Annotated in this window: 15 protein-coding genes and 1 pseudogene; 6 read left to right on the top strand and 10 right to left on the bottom strand. The window is 76.3% G+C overall.

What is annotated here, in order from left to right; genetic code table 11:
* Positions 1 to 301: 301 nt before the first annotated feature.
* The 7 genes and pseudogenes from HOP40_RS36710 to ssd all read right to left on the bottom strand — a co-directional run.
* Positions 302 to 532, bottom strand: a pseudogene (locus HOP40_RS36710) (Rv3654c family TadE-like protein); the annotation flags it as partial.
* Between the two features lie 176 nt (positions 533 to 708).
* On the bottom strand, positions 709 to 1,044 hold the full coding sequence (locus HOP40_RS05825; RefSeq protein ID WP_172167917.1) for a TadE family type IV pilus minor pilin: 336 nt from the start codon (positions 1,042 to 1,044) through the stop codon (positions 709 to 711).
* The gene (locus HOP40_RS05820) at positions 1,041 to 1,256 is read right to left on the bottom strand and encodes a DUF4244 domain-containing protein (RefSeq protein ID WP_172155379.1); all 216 of its coding nucleotides are present in this window, start codon (positions 1,254 to 1,256) and stop codon (positions 1,041 to 1,043) included. The genes HOP40_RS05825 and HOP40_RS05820 overlap by 4 nt, the downstream gene beginning before the upstream one ends.
* Before the next feature lie 30 nt (positions 1,257 to 1,286).
* Positions 1,287 to 2,003, bottom strand: coding sequence for a type II secretion system F family protein (locus HOP40_RS05815; protein WP_172155377.1), 717 nt, complete (start codon positions 2,001 to 2,003; stop codon positions 1,287 to 1,289).
* Positions 2,000 to 2,800, bottom strand: a complete 801-nt coding sequence (locus HOP40_RS05810) for a type II secretion system F family protein (RefSeq protein WP_240157536.1) — start codon at positions 2,798 to 2,800, stop codon at positions 2,000 to 2,002. Before HOP40_RS05810 ends, HOP40_RS05815 begins: the two co-directional genes overlap by 4 nt.
* The gene (locus tag HOP40_RS05805; RefSeq protein ID WP_172155366.1) at positions 2,797 to 3,966 is read right to left on the bottom strand and encodes a TadA family conjugal transfer-associated ATPase; all 1,170 of its coding nucleotides are present in this window, start codon (positions 3,964 to 3,966) and stop codon (positions 2,797 to 2,799) included. The genes HOP40_RS05810 and HOP40_RS05805 overlap by 4 nt, the downstream gene beginning before the upstream one ends.
* A complete protein-coding gene (ssd, locus tag HOP40_RS05800) occupies positions 3,963 to 5,024 on the bottom strand; it encodes a septum site-determining protein Ssd (protein ID WP_172155364.1) in 1,062 nt (353 codons plus the stop codon). Before ssd ends, HOP40_RS05805 begins: the two co-directional genes overlap by 4 nt.
* Positions 5,025 to 5,497: 473 nt before the next feature.
* Here ssd and HOP40_RS05795 point away from each other — a divergent pair, with 473 nt between their 5' ends.
* Positions 5,498 to 6,313, top strand: coding sequence for an HAD family hydrolase (locus HOP40_RS05795; protein WP_205347095.1), 816 nt, complete (start codon positions 5,498 to 5,500; stop codon positions 6,311 to 6,313).
* A 343-nt stretch (positions 6,314 to 6,656) separates the two neighbouring features.
* Here HOP40_RS05795 and HOP40_RS05790 read toward each other — a convergent pair whose 3' ends face one another.
* Complete coding sequence (locus tag HOP40_RS05790) at positions 6,657 to 7,409, bottom strand: oxidoreductase (protein WP_172155362.1); 753 nt, start codon at positions 7,407 to 7,409, stop codon at positions 6,657 to 6,659.
* 123 nt (positions 7,410 to 7,532) lie between these two features.
* Here HOP40_RS05790 and acs point away from each other — a divergent pair, with 123 nt between their 5' ends.
* The 4 genes from acs to HOP40_RS05770 all read left to right on the top strand — a co-directional run bounded on the left by acs (position 7,533) and on the right by HOP40_RS05770 (position 11,479).
* Positions 7,533 to 9,503, top strand: a complete 1,971-nt coding sequence (gene acs / locus HOP40_RS05785) for an acetate--CoA ligase (RefSeq protein WP_172155360.1) — start codon at positions 7,533 to 7,535, stop codon at positions 9,501 to 9,503.
* Between the two features lie 22 nt (positions 9,504 to 9,525).
* Entirely contained in the window at positions 9,526 to 9,933 is a 408-nt protein-coding gene (gene arfB / locus HOP40_RS05780; RefSeq protein WP_240157534.1) for an alternative ribosome rescue aminoacyl-tRNA hydrolase ArfB, read from the top strand.
* A 118-nt stretch (positions 9,934 to 10,051) separates the two neighbouring features.
* On the top strand, positions 10,052 to 10,552 hold the full coding sequence (locus tag HOP40_RS05775; RefSeq protein WP_240157533.1) for a phage holin family protein: 501 nt from the start codon (positions 10,052 to 10,054) through the stop codon (positions 10,550 to 10,552).
* Between the two features lie 3 nt (positions 10,553 to 10,555).
* Entirely contained in the window at positions 10,556 to 11,479 is a 924-nt protein-coding gene (locus HOP40_RS05770) for an alpha/beta fold hydrolase (RefSeq protein WP_172155356.1), read from the top strand.
* 117 nt (positions 11,480 to 11,596) lie between these two features.
* On the opposite strand, the gene HOP40_RS05765 is transcribed toward HOP40_RS05770, so the two are convergent.
* Positions 11,597 to 13,171 carry a Na+/H+ antiporter gene (locus tag HOP40_RS05765; protein ID WP_172155354.1) on the bottom strand — a complete coding sequence of 525 codons (1,575 nt, stop codon included), beginning with the start codon at positions 13,169 to 13,171 and terminating at the stop codon, positions 11,597 to 11,599.
* Between the two features lie 35 nt (positions 13,172 to 13,206).
* On the opposite strand from HOP40_RS05765, the gene HOP40_RS05760 reads away from it, so the two are divergent.
* Positions 13,207 to 13,488 (top strand): UBP-type zinc finger domain-containing protein, encoded by a 282-nt coding sequence (locus HOP40_RS05760; protein ID WP_205347094.1) that lies wholly within the window; start codon positions 13,207 to 13,209, stop codon positions 13,486 to 13,488.
* 7 nt (positions 13,489 to 13,495) lie between these two features.
* On the opposite strand, the gene HOP40_RS05755 is transcribed toward HOP40_RS05760, so the two are convergent.
* Entirely contained in the window at positions 13,496 to 14,563 is a 1,068-nt protein-coding gene (locus HOP40_RS05755; RefSeq protein ID WP_172155352.1) for a glycerophosphodiester phosphodiesterase, read from the bottom strand.
* Positions 14,564 to 14,576 lie beyond the last annotated feature (13 nt).

Here is a 14,576-nt window from a genome sequence, read left to right as displayed (position 1 = left end):
CCAGTAGGCACTCCCGGAGCCTCGCGCACCAGCGGCCGTCGACGATCGGCAGAGTGGCGACGACGAGCGTCCTGATCAGGCCTTTTCGGTCACCCGTCCCGCTGATCGGGAGCGGTTCGGGCACTCGGACGACCGCCCACCGTGCACTGGGTCCGCTCGTCCCGCCCGGGTGCCCGCTGGTCGCGTCGTAGCGCGCGCTCGGCCCGGCCGGGGCCCCGGATCCGTCGCCGGCGGTCGGTGCGGGGCCGGCGCGGGCCCGCGCCGTGGCGACCGGCGGACCCAGCACGGCGAGACCGAGGTCGGTCTCGACCTCCACGAGCGCGTCCCACCCGTCGAGCCGGCACGTCCGGACGCGGACGCCGGTGTGGGCCGCGATCGCGGCCGCCCGTGCGCAGGCGGCCTCCGGACCGTGGACGGCGTGCCCGGCCGCGGCGAGCGCCGCGAGGTCGGCGGCGGCCTCCGCGCGGTGGCGGGCGGCGATGCCGCCGCCGAGCTCGAGGCCGATGACGAGCAGGCCGACCAGGACGGCCACGGCGCCGGCCGCCCACACGGTGGCGAAGCCGTCGTCCGGTGCAGCCGGCCTCGTCCGGCCGGCTGTGGTGCTCCCGACCGCCGTGCTCCCGGCCTCGGTGCTCACAGCCGCCGTGCTCCCGGCCTCGGTGCTCACAGCCGCCGTGCTCCCGGCCTCGGTGCTCCCGGCTGCGGTTCTCACGGTGCCACCCCCGGTTCGAGCACGGCAGCCGCGCGGGCACCGACCCGCAGCGGCAGCGGGGGCACCGCGGCGGCGGTGACCTCCACGAGCACCTCGTCACCGCGCACGACGAGCTCGATCCGGGCCCCGAACGGGGCCAGCCGGGCGGCGATCTCCCGGCCGCGGTCGGGCTCGCCGCGCGCGGCGAGGCGGGCGAGCTCCCGGGCGGCGTCGATGCAGCGCACCGACACCGCCACGGAGGCGACCGCCCCGACTGCGACGGCGAGCACCGCGACGAGGCTGCACAGCGCGAGCGCCGCCTCGACCGTGACGGCCCCCGCGTCGCCGCTCAGAACGTGGTGCTGAGCGCGCGCGTGACGAGGTCGGTGAGCGCGGTGACGACGCTCTCGCCGCTCACCACCGCGTAGAGCACGGCGGCGAAGGCGGCCGCGGCCACCGTGCCGATCGCGTACTCGACCGTCGACATGCCGTCGTCGTGGCGAGCGAGCAGGCGCAGGCGCTGCACCGGGGTGCTGGTCGGGATCGTGGACAGGGGACTGGACATGGGGCTCCTTCGTCGGAACGGACACGGTGGTCACCACCGTGCGAGTGCCTGGCCCGCCAGGCCGATGACGACCGGGGCGATGCCGAGGACCAGGAAGGCGGGCAGGAAGCAGAGGCCGAGCGGCCCCGTGATCAGCACGCCCGCCCGCTGGGCGCGCGCCTGTGCGGAGTCGGCGAGCTCGGAGCGCACGCGCGCGGCCTCCGCGACGGCCACCCGGGCCAGCGCGGCCCCGGTGCCCGCCGAGCGACCGGCAGCGCGGGCGAAGACCGCCAGCACCGGGACCTCCTGCGCCGCGCGCCACGCGTCGTCGGGATCGGAGCCCAGCTCCAGCAGGCCCGCGACCCGTCGCAGCTCGACGCCGCAGGGACCGGGCAGCGGCCCGGCGGCCGCCGCGACCGCCGACGCCACCGGCAGCCCGGCCCGCAGGCACACCGCGAGGAGCTCCCAGCCGGTGGCGAGCGCGGCCAGGTCGGGGGGCGCCGAGCGGGCGGGCAACCGCTGCGCGACGAGCAGCGCGCCGAGCGCCCCGAGGGCGGCGACCGCGCCCGCGACCGGCCCGCCGAGGACCGCGCCCAGCGCGGCGCCCGCCACGGTCCCGACGGCGATCGACGCGGGTCGCAGCGCCGCGGGTGCGGTCGCGACCGTCCGCCGGGTGGCGCGCAGCCGCGCCGCGCCGGCGCGGTGCCCGCCCGTCAGGAGCGCGGCGGCCAGCAGGAGCAGCGCCGGGGGAGTGACGGCGGGACTCATCGCGGCACCGCCGCGCGCAGGATCTGCTCGGTCCACGCGACGCCCGCGGCGGCCAGCGCCACCCCGACGACGAGGAGCGCCTGACCGAGGAGCCCACCGCGCAGGACCCCGAGGGGATCCGCGCCGACGAGCTGCCCCAGCGCGAGACCGAGCGCGGGCAGGGCGGTGAGGACGAGCGCCGTGGCGCGGGGCCCGGCGAGCTCGGCGCGCACCCGGGCGGCGAACCGCACCCGCTGCCCCAGGTCGGCCCCGGCGCCGGCGAGGAGCTCGGCGAGCGGCACGCCGCTGCGGTCGGACAGCGCCCAGGCGGCGGCCAGCCGCTCGACGTCGGCGCGCACCTCGGGGTGGTGCTCGGCGCCGCGCCGCAGCGCCTGCGGGACGTCGTCGCCGAGCCGGCTCGCCGCCGCCGCGGGAGCGAGCAGCGCCCGCGCCCGCGGCCCGTCGGCCGAGGTCCCTCCGAGCGCGGTCGCGGGATGGGCGCCCGCGGCCAGCTCGTCGGCCATCCGGTGGACGGCGGCCGCGAGCTCGCCCGCCGTGCCCGCGGTGACGGCCTCGCGGCGCCGGGCGGCCCGGCGGTGCCGCACGGTGGCCGCGACGAGCAGGCCGGCCACGGCGCCGCCCGGGCCGGCGAGGACCAGGCCCAGCCCACCGCCCGCGAGCAGCGGGACCGCCGCTCCCGGCTTCCGCCAGGACCACGTGGCGACCGGACCGGGACGCAGCGCCCCCAGCCGCGCGACCGCGGCGGGAGGGGGCAGGCAGAGCACCGCGGCGGCGAGCACCGCACAGGCCGCGCTCACCACGGCGCCGCCACCTCCCGCTCGGCGAGCAGCCGCCCGAGCACCGCGCGCTCGCCGGTCCAGCCGCCGGTGCGCGTCCACGCGGGCCGCACGACCACTTCCGCACCGTCGCGGGCGAGCACGCCCACCGCGTCGAGCACGCGCGCCCCGCCGCGCAGGCGCCGCATGTGCAGCACCACCTGGACGGCCGCGGCGAGCTGGCTGTGCAGCGCCGGCCGCGGCATCCCGCCGAGCGCTGCCAGCGCCTCCAGGCGGGCGGGCACCTCGTTCACCGAGTTGGCGTGCACCGTGCCCGCACCGCCGTCGTGGCCGGTGTTCATCGCCGAGAGCATCTCGGCGACCTCCGCGCCGCGGACCTCCCCGACGACGAGCCGGTCGGGCCGCATCCGCAGGGCCTGGCGCACGAGGTCGCGCAGCGCCACCCCGCCCGCGCCCTCGATGTTGGCCGGGCGCGACACCAGCCGCACGACGTGCGGGTGCCGCGGGGACAGCTCCTGGGCGTCCTCGACGCAGAGGATGCGCTCCCGCGGGTCGACGGCGCTGAGCAGCGCGCCGAGGATCGTGGTCTTCCCCGTGCCGGTGCCGCCGGACACGAGCAGGGCCAGCCGGGCGGCGAGCACCGCCCGCAGCAGGGCCTCCCCACCGGCGTCGATGGTGCCCATCCGGCGCAGGGCCGCGAGGTCGTGCGCCGCGGGCCGCAGGACGCGCAGCGACAGGCACGTGCCGTCGGCCGCGACGGGCGGCAGCACGGCGTGCAGGCGGACGCCGGCGTCGGCCAGCCAGCCGTCGACGAAGGGGGAGGCGTCGTCGAGCCGGCGCCCGGCGGCCAGCGCCAGCCGCTGCGCGAGCCGGCGCACGGCCGCCTCGTCGGGCAGGCGCACCCCGGCCGGCTCGGGCCCGGTGCCGCGGTCGACCCACACCGCGCCCCCGCCGTGGACGAGCACGTCGGTGGTGCGGGGGTCGCGCAGCAGCGCGTCGAGCGGCCCGGCGCCGACGAACTCCTCGCGCAGCACGCGCAGCGCGTCGAGCACGTCGAGGTCGGAGGCGACGCCGCCGGACTCGGCCCGCACCGCCGCCGCGACGGCCGCCGAGCCCGTGCCGTCGCCGGTGGCCGCGAGCCGCGACCGGACGCGCTCGACGAGCACGCCGCCCGCCCGCTCGCTCACGACCCGCCCCCGGTGACCAGCGCCAGCTCCGCGAGCACCGCGCGGGCCGCACCGGCCAGCGGCCCCCGTGCCCGGCCCGGCGCCTCACCGCGCTCCAGGGCACGGGCCAGCCCCGGCTCGGGCCGCATCGTGGCCAGCAGCGGCAGCTCCAGGGCGCGCGCGACCTCCGCGGCGTCGACACCGCCGGGCGCCGGGCCCCGCACGACCAACCGCGGCACCGCCCCGTGCTCGGCCAGCACCGCGACGACGCGGGCCGCCGCCGCGCACGACCGGACGTCGGCGGGCACCACGAGGACCACCAGGTCGGCCGCGCCCAGCGCGGCGGCCGCGGCGTCGGTGCCGTGGCGGGGCAGGTCGCAGACCACCGTCTCGCCCGCGCGCCGCCCGGCGTCGATCACCGCCGTGACGGCCGCGGCGCCCGGCCCGCCCGCCGCGCGGTCGCAGGAGAGCAGGGCGAGCTCGCCGCCGCCGCGGCCCGCGACGGGAGGAGCGGGCAGGGCCGCGTGCAGCGCGGCGGCCGGGACCCGGCCACCCGCGACCCCGACGCCGGGCCAGCGCAGACCGTCGAGGTCCTCGGCGCCCAGGACGAGGTCGAGGCCGCCCCCGAGGGGGTCGCAGTCGACCAGCAGCGCCCGCCGCCCGGCCCGGACCGCCGCCACCGCGACGGCGGCGGCCAGCACCGAGGCCCCCGCCCCGCCGCGCCCGCCGACGACGCCGACCACCGGCCCGCGCCCGCGCGGCTCCTCGGTGGCCTCCGACAGCGCCGCGACCAGCCAGGGCTCGGCCTCGGGGAGCGACACGACGTGCTCCGCCCCGATCGCGACGGCCTGCTGCCACACCGCGGGCGGCGGCTCGCCCCGGACCGCGACGACGACCCGCCCGCGCCGCGGCAGGCCGTGGCGGGCGCACTGCTGCGCGGCGGCGGCGTCGAGCAGCACCACGGGAGCTTCGGCCCACTGCCGCCGCGCCGCGGTGGCGTCGACGGCGCGGTCGAGCTCGCATCCCGCGGCGGCGGCCAGGCGCAGCACCGCGTCGAGCAGGTCGGGATCGGACACCATCACGAGCCCCCGCCGAGCGGGTCCCTGTCGAGCCGGTCCCTCTCGTGCGAGCCCCTGCTGCGGTCGCTGCACAGCGGCCTCCCCCCGTTCGCGCCCCGCCCGGTGCGGGGACGGGAACCAGGGTGACCCGGGAACGGGCCGTCGGACCGACGAACCGTTCCGCTGTGGACGGACGGCGACCGATGTGGACAACCGGGCTGCGACGGGCGCCGGCCGTCGGGGGCGTCCGGGAGGATGGGGCGGGGTGCGCCCCGCACGGGACGACCCCCGCCAGGGGGGATTGGCGGGGGCCGTCGTCGGTTCAGCTCCGGGGGGTCGAGCTGAACCTCGCCCGGACGAGTCCGGACGGCACCAACTGTAGCCCGACACCGGGCCGTCCGCGCACCCCTGGACGGAGCATCTGCGCCGAGTGCCCGCGCGCCCGGCCCCCCGCGCCACCTGCGGTCCTGCGGCGTCTGGCAAGCTCGCTCGACGTGCCAGCCGCGCCGTCGACACCCCTGCCGGAACGCCCCACGGTGGCGGCCTTCTTCGACCTCGACAAGACGATCATCGCGGGGTCGAGCGCGCTCGCGTTCAGCCGCCCGTTCCGCCGCCAGGGACTGATCAGCCGGCAGGCCGTCCTGCGCAGCGGCTACGCCCAGCTCCTGCTCGTCCTGTCCGGAGCCGACGCGACGACGATGGAGTCGCTGCGCCGCCGGATCACGGCGCTGTGCACGGGCTGGGAGGTCGCGCACGTCAGCGCGATCGTCGCGGAGACGCTGCACGAGATCGTCGAACCGCTCGTGTACGCCGAGGCCACCTCGCTGATCGCCGAGCACCGGGCCGCGGGCGAGGAGGTCGTCGTGCTGTCGGCGTCGGGGCAGGAGGTCGTCGAGCCGATCGCGGCGCTGGTCGGCGCCGACCGCTGCCTGGCCACGCGCATGCGCGTCGTCGAGGGCCGCTACACCGGCGAGATCGAGTACTACTGCTACGGCGAGGAGAAGGCCCGCGCCGCCCGCGACATCGCCCTGGCGCGCGGCTACGACCTCGCCGACTGCCGCGCCTACTCCGACTCGATCACCGACCTGCCGCTGCTGGAGGCCGTCGGCCACCCGACCGTGGTCAACCCGGACAAGGCGCTGCGTCGCCTGGCGCTGGAACGCGGCTGGCCGATCCTGACGTTCAGCGCGCCGGTGGCGCTCGGGGTGCGGTTCCGCCCGCCGGTCCCGGTGGTCGCGGCGCTCGGCGGGGTCGGGGTGGCGGCGCTCGCGGGCGCCGGATGGTACGGGCTCCGGCACCGTCGCGGGTGACCTCCGGGCACTGAACCGGTGCACCTCCCGGCGGCTCTTGCCTGTGACGGGCACCACCGGTTAGACAGGGGGCACGGACTCCTGGGAGGCCAGGGGCGGTGCGGCAGAGAAGCACCCGTCCTCCCGACCAGGGCTCCGTGCGCGAAGGAACGGGCACTCCACGCACAGCACGCCGCGGGAGGCATGTCGTCGTGGGCCTGCGTACCGGGACGCCGGACGCCGAGGCCACCAACACGACACGTAGTGCACGCCTGGATCCCGATCCGTCGCGTGTGGACGGGCGGTGCCCCCCGGGAGGGGGGCGCCGCCCGTTCCGCGTCCCGGGGGACGCCGGTGCGCCGGTTCAGCTCCGCGCGTCCGCCATCGCGGTCGCCTCGCGCGCCCCGGCCTCCCACTGCGCGCAGCAGTGCAGGATCCACGCCCCCACGCCGTCGGCCCCGCCCGTCGCGAACCCCTCGGCGGCGGCGCGGTACTCCGCGGCCCGGCGCAGGTGGCCCACCTCGGGGACGGTGAGTCCACGGGGGTCGAGCCCGGCCGCCACCGCGGTGAGCCGGGACGCGGCCCGCGCGACGACCCCGTTCGCGGACCCGAACGGCGCCAGCGCCAGCAGCTCCCCGTGCACCACGGCGGCCAGGACCGGCGCCGGTGCCCGGGTGCCGCCGGTGAGCAGGCCGGCCAGCAGCGCGAGCCGGTCGGCGAGGCCCGGCCCGGAGCGCGGGCGGCCGAGCTCGGCGTGGTGGCGGTCGGCGGCGACGAGGTCGGCTGCGGCCAGCACGTGCAGCCGGGCCAGCGCCTGCGACGGCGAGGTCCGCCACGCGCCCAGCAGCCGCCCCGACTCCTCGGCGATGCGCACGGCACCCGCGAGGACCGGGTCGGTGACGGTGTCGGGGGAGTCGAGCGGCGCCCCGTCGAGCGCGGCCGACGCGCGGGCGGCCCGGATGCCCGCCTCGGCGGCGCCCGCCGGCCAGCCCTGCCGCCCGTTGGCCGGGTGGTTGTGCACCGCCACGACCGCGTCGCGGGCCCGCGCCACCGCCTCGGCGACGCCGGGGAGCTCGGTGAGCGGCGCGAGCGGATCCGGGGCGTTCACCCGAACCATGCTGCCAGTAGGGGCAGTACTGGCCGGACAGCCGGTGCGCTGTCCGGTGCCGCCCGATAGCGTCGCCCCGAGAATCGCGTGCCGGGCGACGTCGCCCGGCGGATGACGACCAGGAGGGTACGGATGGCCGACTCGGGACCCACGCTCAGCAACCTGTCCACGGAGAGCCGCAGCTTCCCTCCCAGCGAGGAGTTCGCGGCCCAGGCGAACGCCACGGAGGAGTGGTACGCCCGGGGGGCCGACGACCGCGAGGGGTTCTGGGCGGAGCAGGCCGACCGGCTGCACTGGCACCAGAAGTGGGACGAGGTGCTCGACTGGCAGCCCCCGTTCGCCAAGTGGTTCGTGAACGGCAAGCTCAACGTCGCCTACAACTGCGTCGACCGCCACGTCGACGACGGGCACGGCGAGCAGGTCGCGTTCCACTGGGAGGGCGAGCCCGGCGACTCCCGCACCATCACCTACGCCGACCTCAAGCGCGAGGTCAGCAAGGCGGCCAACGCCCTGGTCGAGCTGGGTGTCCAAGCGGGCGACCGCGTGGCGATCCAGCTGCCGATGATCCCCGAGGCCGTCATCTCGATGCTGGCCTGCGCGCGCCTCGGCGCGATGCACAGCGTCGTGTTCGGCGGGTTCTCCCCGGGTGCGCTCAAGGCCCGCATCGAGGACGCCGAGTGCAAGCTGCTCATCACCTCCGACGGGCAGTTCCGGCGCGGCAAGCCGGCGCCGATGAAGGAGAACACCGACGAGGCGGTCGCGCAGACGCCGACGATCGAGCACGTGCTCGTCGTCAAGCGCACCGAGACCGAGGTGCCGTGGACCGAGGGCCGCGACGTGTGGTGGCACGACGTCGTCGACAGGCAGTCCGACGAGCACGAGCCCGAGGCGTTCGACGCCGAGCACCCGCTGTTCATCCTCTACACCTCGGGCACCACCGGGAAGCCGAAGGGCATCCTGCACACCTCGGGCGGCTACCTCACGCAGGCGGCGTACACCCACCACGTGGTGTTCGACCACAAGCCCGGCGAGAGCGTCTACTGGTGCACCGCCGACATCGGCTGGATCACCGGGCACAGCTACATCGTCTACGGGCCGCTGGCCAACCGCGCCACGTCCGTCATGTACGAGGGCACGCCGAACACCCCGCACGAGGGCCGGCACTGGGAGATCGTGCAGAAGTACGGCGTCTCGATCTACTACACCGCGCCCACGCTCATCCGCACGTTCATGAAGTGGGGCAAGGAGATCCCGGAGAAGTACGACCTCTCCTCGCTCAAGGTGCTCGGCAGCGTCGGCGAGCCGATCAACCCCGAGGCCTGGATGTGGTACCGGGAGAACATCGGCGGGAACCGCTGCCCGATCGTCGACACCTGGTGGCAGACCGAGACCGGCGCGATCATGATCGCCCCGCTGCCCGGCGTCACCGCCACCAAGCCCGGCTCCGCGATGCGCACGATCCCCGGCATCAGCGCCGAGGTCGTGTCCGAGGAGGCCGAGCCCGTCGGTCCCGGCGGCGGCGGGTACCTCGTGCTCGACAAGCCGTGGCCGTCGATGCTGCGCGGCATCTGGGGCGACGAGGAGCGCTACAAGGACACCTACTGGTCGCGCTTCGCCGACCAGGGCTACTACTTCGCGGGCGACGGTGCGAAGTACGACGACGACGGCGCGATCTGGCTGCTGGGCCGCGTCGACGACGTCATGAACGTGTCCGGGCACCGCATCTCCACCACCGAGGTGGAGTCCGCGCTGGTCAGTCACCCGACCGTGGCCGAGGCGGCCGTCGTCGGCGCGGCGGACGAGACCACCGGCCAGGGCATCGTGGCGTTCGTGATCCTGCGCGGCAACGCGGCGAAGGACGGCGGCGAGGAGGCGATCAAGGCCCTGCGCGACCACGTCGCCAAGGAGATCGGGCCGATCGCCAAGCCGAAGAAGATCCTCGTCGTCGAGGAGCTGCCCAAGACCCGCTCGGGCAAGATCATGCGGCGGCTGCTGCGCGACGTCGCGGAGAACCGCGAGGTCGGCGACGTCTCGACGCTCGCCGACTCCACCGTGATGAACCTGATCTCCTCGGGTCTCAGCGAGGGCAAGTCGGAGGACTGACCTGCCCGACGACGACCTGCACGTGCGAGGGCCGCTGGTGCTTCCCGGGAGGGAGCTGCACTGGCGGTTCTCGCGCGCCTCGGGCCCGGGCGGGCAGGGCGTCAACACGACCGACTCGCGGGTGGAGCTGTCCTTCGACCTCGCTCGCTCGCCGTCGGTACCCGACGACCTGCGCTCCCGGGCGCTCGAGCGCCTCGGCGGGCGCCTCGTCGACGGCGTGCTGACGGTCGTCGCCTCGGAGCACCGCAGCCAGCTGCGCAACCGCGAGGCGGCCCGCGAGCGGCTGGCCGCGACGCTGCGCGGGGCCACCGCGGCCGACCCGCCCGCACGACGGCCGACGAAGCCGTCGAAGGGCGCGAAGCGCCGGCGGATGGACGAGAAGACGCGCCGGGGCCGGATCAAGCGCCTGCGCGGCCGTCCGGAGGACTGAGCGGGGCCGTACACGACGAGGGGACCCGGCGCGCCTGGCCGGGCAACCGGGTCGACCTCGTGGAAGGATGGCGTCCCGATCATCGAGAGATGCTCCCGGCACGCACAGGAGGACAGTGGTGGCCAGCTCGACCAGCTCCAGCGGCGCGGGGGTCCCGCCCGTGCTGCCCTCGATCCCGCTCGCGAAGGAGCCGGCCGTGCCGGCGTCGGAACAGTCGATCGGCACGCTCGTCCGCGAGGCCACCGCCCAGGTGTCGACGCTGGTCCGCGCCGAGGTCGAGCTGGCGCGTTCCGAGGTCACCGCCGAGGTGAAGAAGGGCCTGCAGGGCAGCATCTTCTTCATCGTCGCGCTCGTCGTGGCGCTGTTCAGCCTGTTCTTCCTGTTCTTCGCGCTCGGCGAGACGCTCGCGCTGTTCCTCAACCGCTCCGCGTCGTTCTGGATCGTCTTCGGGATCATGATCCTGGTCGCCGGCGTGTTCGGACTGTTCGGCTACCTGCGGGTGCGCAAGATCCGCAAGCCGGAGCGCACGATCAGCTCGCTGAAGGAGTCGGCGCAGGTGCTGTCGAACCGCGGCCACGGCGAGCAGCAGGGCCGGCTGAACGGCCACGGCACCCGCTGACCCGTGCGCGCGCCCGATCCGTCGTCGGTGCGCGTCCCCGGCCCGTGGTCGCACCGCGAGGTGTCGGCCAACGGGATCCGGCAGCACGTCGTCGAGTGCGGTGACGGGCCGCTGGTCGTGCTGCTGCACGGCTTCCCGGAGTTCTGGTGGACCTGGCGCCACCAGCTCGTCGCGCTGGCCGAGCACGGGTTCCGCGCCGTGGCTGTCGACCTGCGCGGCTACGGCGACACCGACAAGCCGCCCCGCGGCTACGACCTGTGGACCCTCGCGGGCGACGCCGCCGGCCTGATCGGGGCGCTCGGTGAGACCCGCGCGCACGTCGTCGGGCACGACTGGGGCGGGCTGATCGCGTGGACGGTGGCCGCGCTGCAGCCCCGGCGCGTCCGCTCGCTGACGGTGCTCGGGGCGCCGCACCCGCTGGCCGTGCGGTCGCAGTTCGTGCGCGACCTGCGCGGCCAGGGTCGGGCGACGGCGTCCTACGCGCTCGCGTTCCAGGTGCCGCGCTGGCCCGAGCGCGCCCTGCGCGTCGACGACGGGGCGCGCGTCGAGCGGATCCTGCGCGGCTGGGCGGGGCCGGACTGGGCGGCCTCCGACGACTTCGCCGAGGCCGCCGCCCGGTGCCGCAGCGCGATCCGCGTGCCGGGCGTCGTGCACTGCGCGATGGAGTACTACCGGTGGGCGTTGCGATCGCAGTTCCGGGGCGACGGGAGGCGGTACGCGGCCGCGGTGTCCCGGCCCGTCGACGCGCCGGTGCTGCAGGTCCACGGCGCGCTCGACCCGTGCCTGCTGCCGTCGACGGCGGCCCGGTCGGGGGAGTGGGCGGCCGGGCCGTTCCGGTCGGAGGTGCTGGACGGCGTGGGGCACTTCCCGCACCAGGAGCGCCCGGACGCCGTGAACGCGCTGCTGGCGGGGTTCCTGACGCCCTGACCCCGACTCACTCGCAACCAGACCCCGACTCGCGGGCTTTCCGGAACGGCCCGCGAGTCGCGGTCTCCGTGCGAGCGAGTCGCGGTGACCGTGCGAGCGTGCCGTGGGGCGGGCGGGTCAGCCGTCGTCGCGCGCCAGCATCGCCTCCTCCAGGTCGAGCTGGCGCTGCACCCGCCGCAGGATCTCGTCGTCGATCTCGCCCGCGTCGCGCCGGGCGACGAACGTGTCGCGCTCGCGGGTGAGCATCTCGCGCCGCAGCCGGTTGTAGGCCGCCCCGGGGCTCTCGCCCGTCTCCGACTCCGGCCGCCCGAGCTGCTCCCACACCTGGTTGGCCCGCATCTGCGCGAACCGCCGCAGCTTCTCCGCGGTGTGCGCCGTCGCCCCGCCCCCGGAGTCGGTCATGAGCTCGTCGAGGCGCCCGATGGAGGCCTGCACCGCCGCGTACTGCGCCTGCGCCTCGGCGAGCACCTGGGCCTCGCCGCTCGTGTCGCGGACGCCGAGGCGGTGGATGATCGCGGGCAGCGTCAGCCCGTGCAGCAGCAGCGTCGCGATCGTGACGAAGAAGGCCAGGAAGACGATCGTGTCCCGCCCGGGCACGGTAGCCGGGATCGCGAAGGCGGCGGCGAGCGTCACCACCCCGCGCATCCCCGACCAGGAGATCACCGCCGGCACCTGCCACGGCGGCCGTGGATCCGCCTTGCGCACGCCGCGGAACAGCGCGCGCGGGAGGTAGGTCGCGGGGAACACCCACACCACCCGGGCCAGCACCGTGGCCGCGGTGACGGCGAGCCCGTAGAGCACGAGGCGCCCGGCGTCGCCCGCCTGCGCGATGACCGTGGTCAGCTGCAGCCCGATGAGGGCGAACACGACCGACTCCAGGATCGTGTCGCTCGCCTGCCACACCGCCTGCTCCTGCAGCCGCGACGCGTAGCCGCCCTCGGGCGCGTGGTGGCCCAGGTACAGCCCGGTGACGACGACGGCGAGCACGCCGGACGTGTGCGCCTCCTCCGCGACCAGGTACACCGCGAACGGCACGACGAGCCCGAGCGCGCTCTCCACGCGGGCGTCGTGCAGGTGCATCCGGACCCGGTGCACGAGCCAGCCGACGGCCAGCCCGATCACGGTGCCGCCGACGGCCGCGGCCAGGAACATCCAGAGCCCGTCCAGCACGGAGACCGCGGTGCCGGCGGCGGCCGCGACGAACACCCGGAACAGCGTCAGCGCGGTGGCGTCGTTGATCAGGCTCTCGCCGCCGAGGATCGTCATGACCCGCCGCGGCAGCCCCAGCCGGCGGCCCACGGCCAGCGCGGACACGGCGTCCGGCGGGGCCACGACGGCGCCCAGGACGAGTGCGGCGGCCAGCGACAGCTCGGGCACCAGCCACCACGCCACCAGCCCCACGGCCAGCGCGGTGAACGCGGGCAGCCCGACGGCGAGCAGGCCGATCGGACGCCGGTTGGCGCGGATCCCGAGGTAGGACGACTCCAGCGCCGCGGAGTACAGCAGCGGCGTCAGCACGACGAGCAGGACGACGTCCGGCTCGATCTCCAGTCCCTCGATCCCGGGCAGGAACGACGCCGCGATGCCGGCGACGACCAGCACCAGCGGCGCGGAGACGTCGAACCGGCGGCACACCGCGGTGATGGCCAGCGCCCCCAGGACGAGGACGAGCAGGGTCAGCTCGACGTGCATCGGACGGTTCGCGGCTCGGGGCTCATGGGTGAAGGATGACCGACATGACCTGCGCGCACACAGTGACCTTCGACGAGGGGAACTGGTCCGAACCCGCCCCCGACAGCGCCGACGGCTGTGCCGACTGCCGCGCGATCGGCGACGACGTCTGGGCCCACCTGCGGCTCTGCCTGACCTGCGGGCACGTCGGCTGCTGCGACTCCAGCCCGCACCGCCACGCCACCGCGCACGCCAAGGAGCACGACCACGCCGTCGTCCGGTCCTTCGAGCCGGGCGAGGCGTGGCGGTGGTGCTACGTCGACGAGCGGATCGTCTGAGCCCCCGCTACGCCGCCCGGTGCAGCGCCCGCGCCGCGACGGCGGTGTCGGGGTTGTCGGCGAAGACCCCGTCGATGCCGGTGGCGAAGAACGCGGCGTACTCGGCGAACGCGTCGCCGTAGTCGGTGGGCCCGCCGGCCGAGCGCAGGCCCACCGGCAGGAACTGGTTCTCGTTGCGGAACGTGTAGGGGTGCACGACCAGGCCGGCGGCGTGGGCGTCGGCGACCAGGGAGGTCGGCGCCCCGAGCGTCCCGTCGGCGTTGCGGGCGATCACGAGGTCCTTGTACGGGCCGATGCCGTCGGCGAAGGTCGCGATGTCGGCCAGCGCCTCGGGCGTCAGGAGGTCGAGGTAGGTGCGGGTGTCGCCCGTGGCCGCGAGGTCGGCGGGCGCGCCCTCGTCGTCGAGCAGCGCGACGAGCGGCACGGCGAGCACCCGGTCGAGTGCGCGCAGGTTGGTCGTCTCGAAGGACTGGACGAACACCGGCGCGTCGGGCCGGTTGAGCCCGGCCGCCTCCAGCGCCGCGACGAGCGGGGGCTCCAGCGCCAGGCCCAGCCCCGCGAAGTAGGTGGGGTGCTTGGTCTCGGGGTAGACCCCGATCTCGCGCCCCAGCTCCGCGGACAGCCGGGTGCGCAGCTGCAGGACCTCCTCGAACGTGGGGATCTCGAAGCGCCGGTCGTAGATCGTGTTCTCCTGGCGGATCTCCGGGATCCGCTCGGTGGCGCGCAGGGTCCGCAGCTCGGCGAGGGTGAAGTCCTCGGTGAACCAGCCGGTGTGGACGAAGCCGTCGACCGTCTTCGTGGTGCGGCGGTCGGCGAACTCCGGGTGCGCCGCGACGTCGGTGGTGGTCCCGATCTGCGACTCGTGCCGAGCCACCAGGACGCCGTCGGCGGTGCTGACGAGGTCGGGCTCCATGAAGTCGGCGCCCATCCGCGCGGCGAGCTCGTAGGAGGCCAGCGTGTGCTCGGGGCGGTAGCCCGCCGCGCCGCGGTGCCCGATGACGACGACCGACGCGGCCCCGCCCCCGGTCTGCCCGGCGCGGGCTGGCGGGGCGGCGACAGCGGTCAGTAGGGCCATGTGGTGTCCTCGC

This window comes from Pseudonocardia broussonetiae, assembly GCF_013155125.1.
Classification (GTDB): domain Bacteria; phylum Actinomycetota; class Actinomycetes; order Mycobacteriales; family Pseudonocardiaceae; genus Pseudonocardia; species Pseudonocardia broussonetiae.
Note: the sequence above shows the minus strand (reverse complement) of the source record. Positions and strands in the feature narration are given on the sequence as shown.

What these genes read in the sequence shown, in the direction of transcription:
- HOP40_RS05820 (WP_172155379.1), bottom strand. Translation starts at nt 1,256, where the DNA reads ATGTCCAGTCCCCTGTCCACGATCCCGACCAGCACCCCGGTGCAGCGC.
- HOP40_RS05815 (WP_172155377.1), bottom strand. Translation starts at nt 2,003, where the DNA reads ATGAGTCCCGCCGTCACTCCCCCGGCGCTGCTCCTGCTGGCCGCCGCG.
- ssd (WP_172155364.1), bottom strand. Translation starts at nt 5,024, where the DNA reads ATGGTGTCCGATCCCGACCTGCTCGACGCGGTGCTGCGCCTGGCCGCC.
- HOP40_RS05790 (WP_172155362.1), bottom strand. Translation starts at nt 7,409, where the DNA reads ATGGTTCGGGTGAACGCCCCGGATCCGCTCGCGCCGCTCACCGAGCTC.
- acs (WP_172155360.1), top strand. Translation starts at nt 7,533, where the DNA reads ATGGCCGACTCGGGACCCACGCTCAGCAACCTGTCCACGGAGAGCCGC.
- HOP40_RS05765 (WP_172155354.1), bottom strand. Translation starts at nt 13,171, where the DNA reads ATGCACGTCGAGCTGACCCTGCTCGTCCTCGTCCTGGGGGCGCTGGCC.
- HOP40_RS05760 (WP_205347094.1), top strand. Translation starts at nt 13,207, where the DNA reads ATGACCGACATGACCTGCGCGCACACAGTGACCTTCGACGAGGGGAAC.
- HOP40_RS05755 (WP_172155352.1), bottom strand. Translation starts at nt 14,563, where the DNA reads ATGGCCCTACTGACCGCTGTCGCCGCCCCGCCAGCCCGCGCCGGGCAG.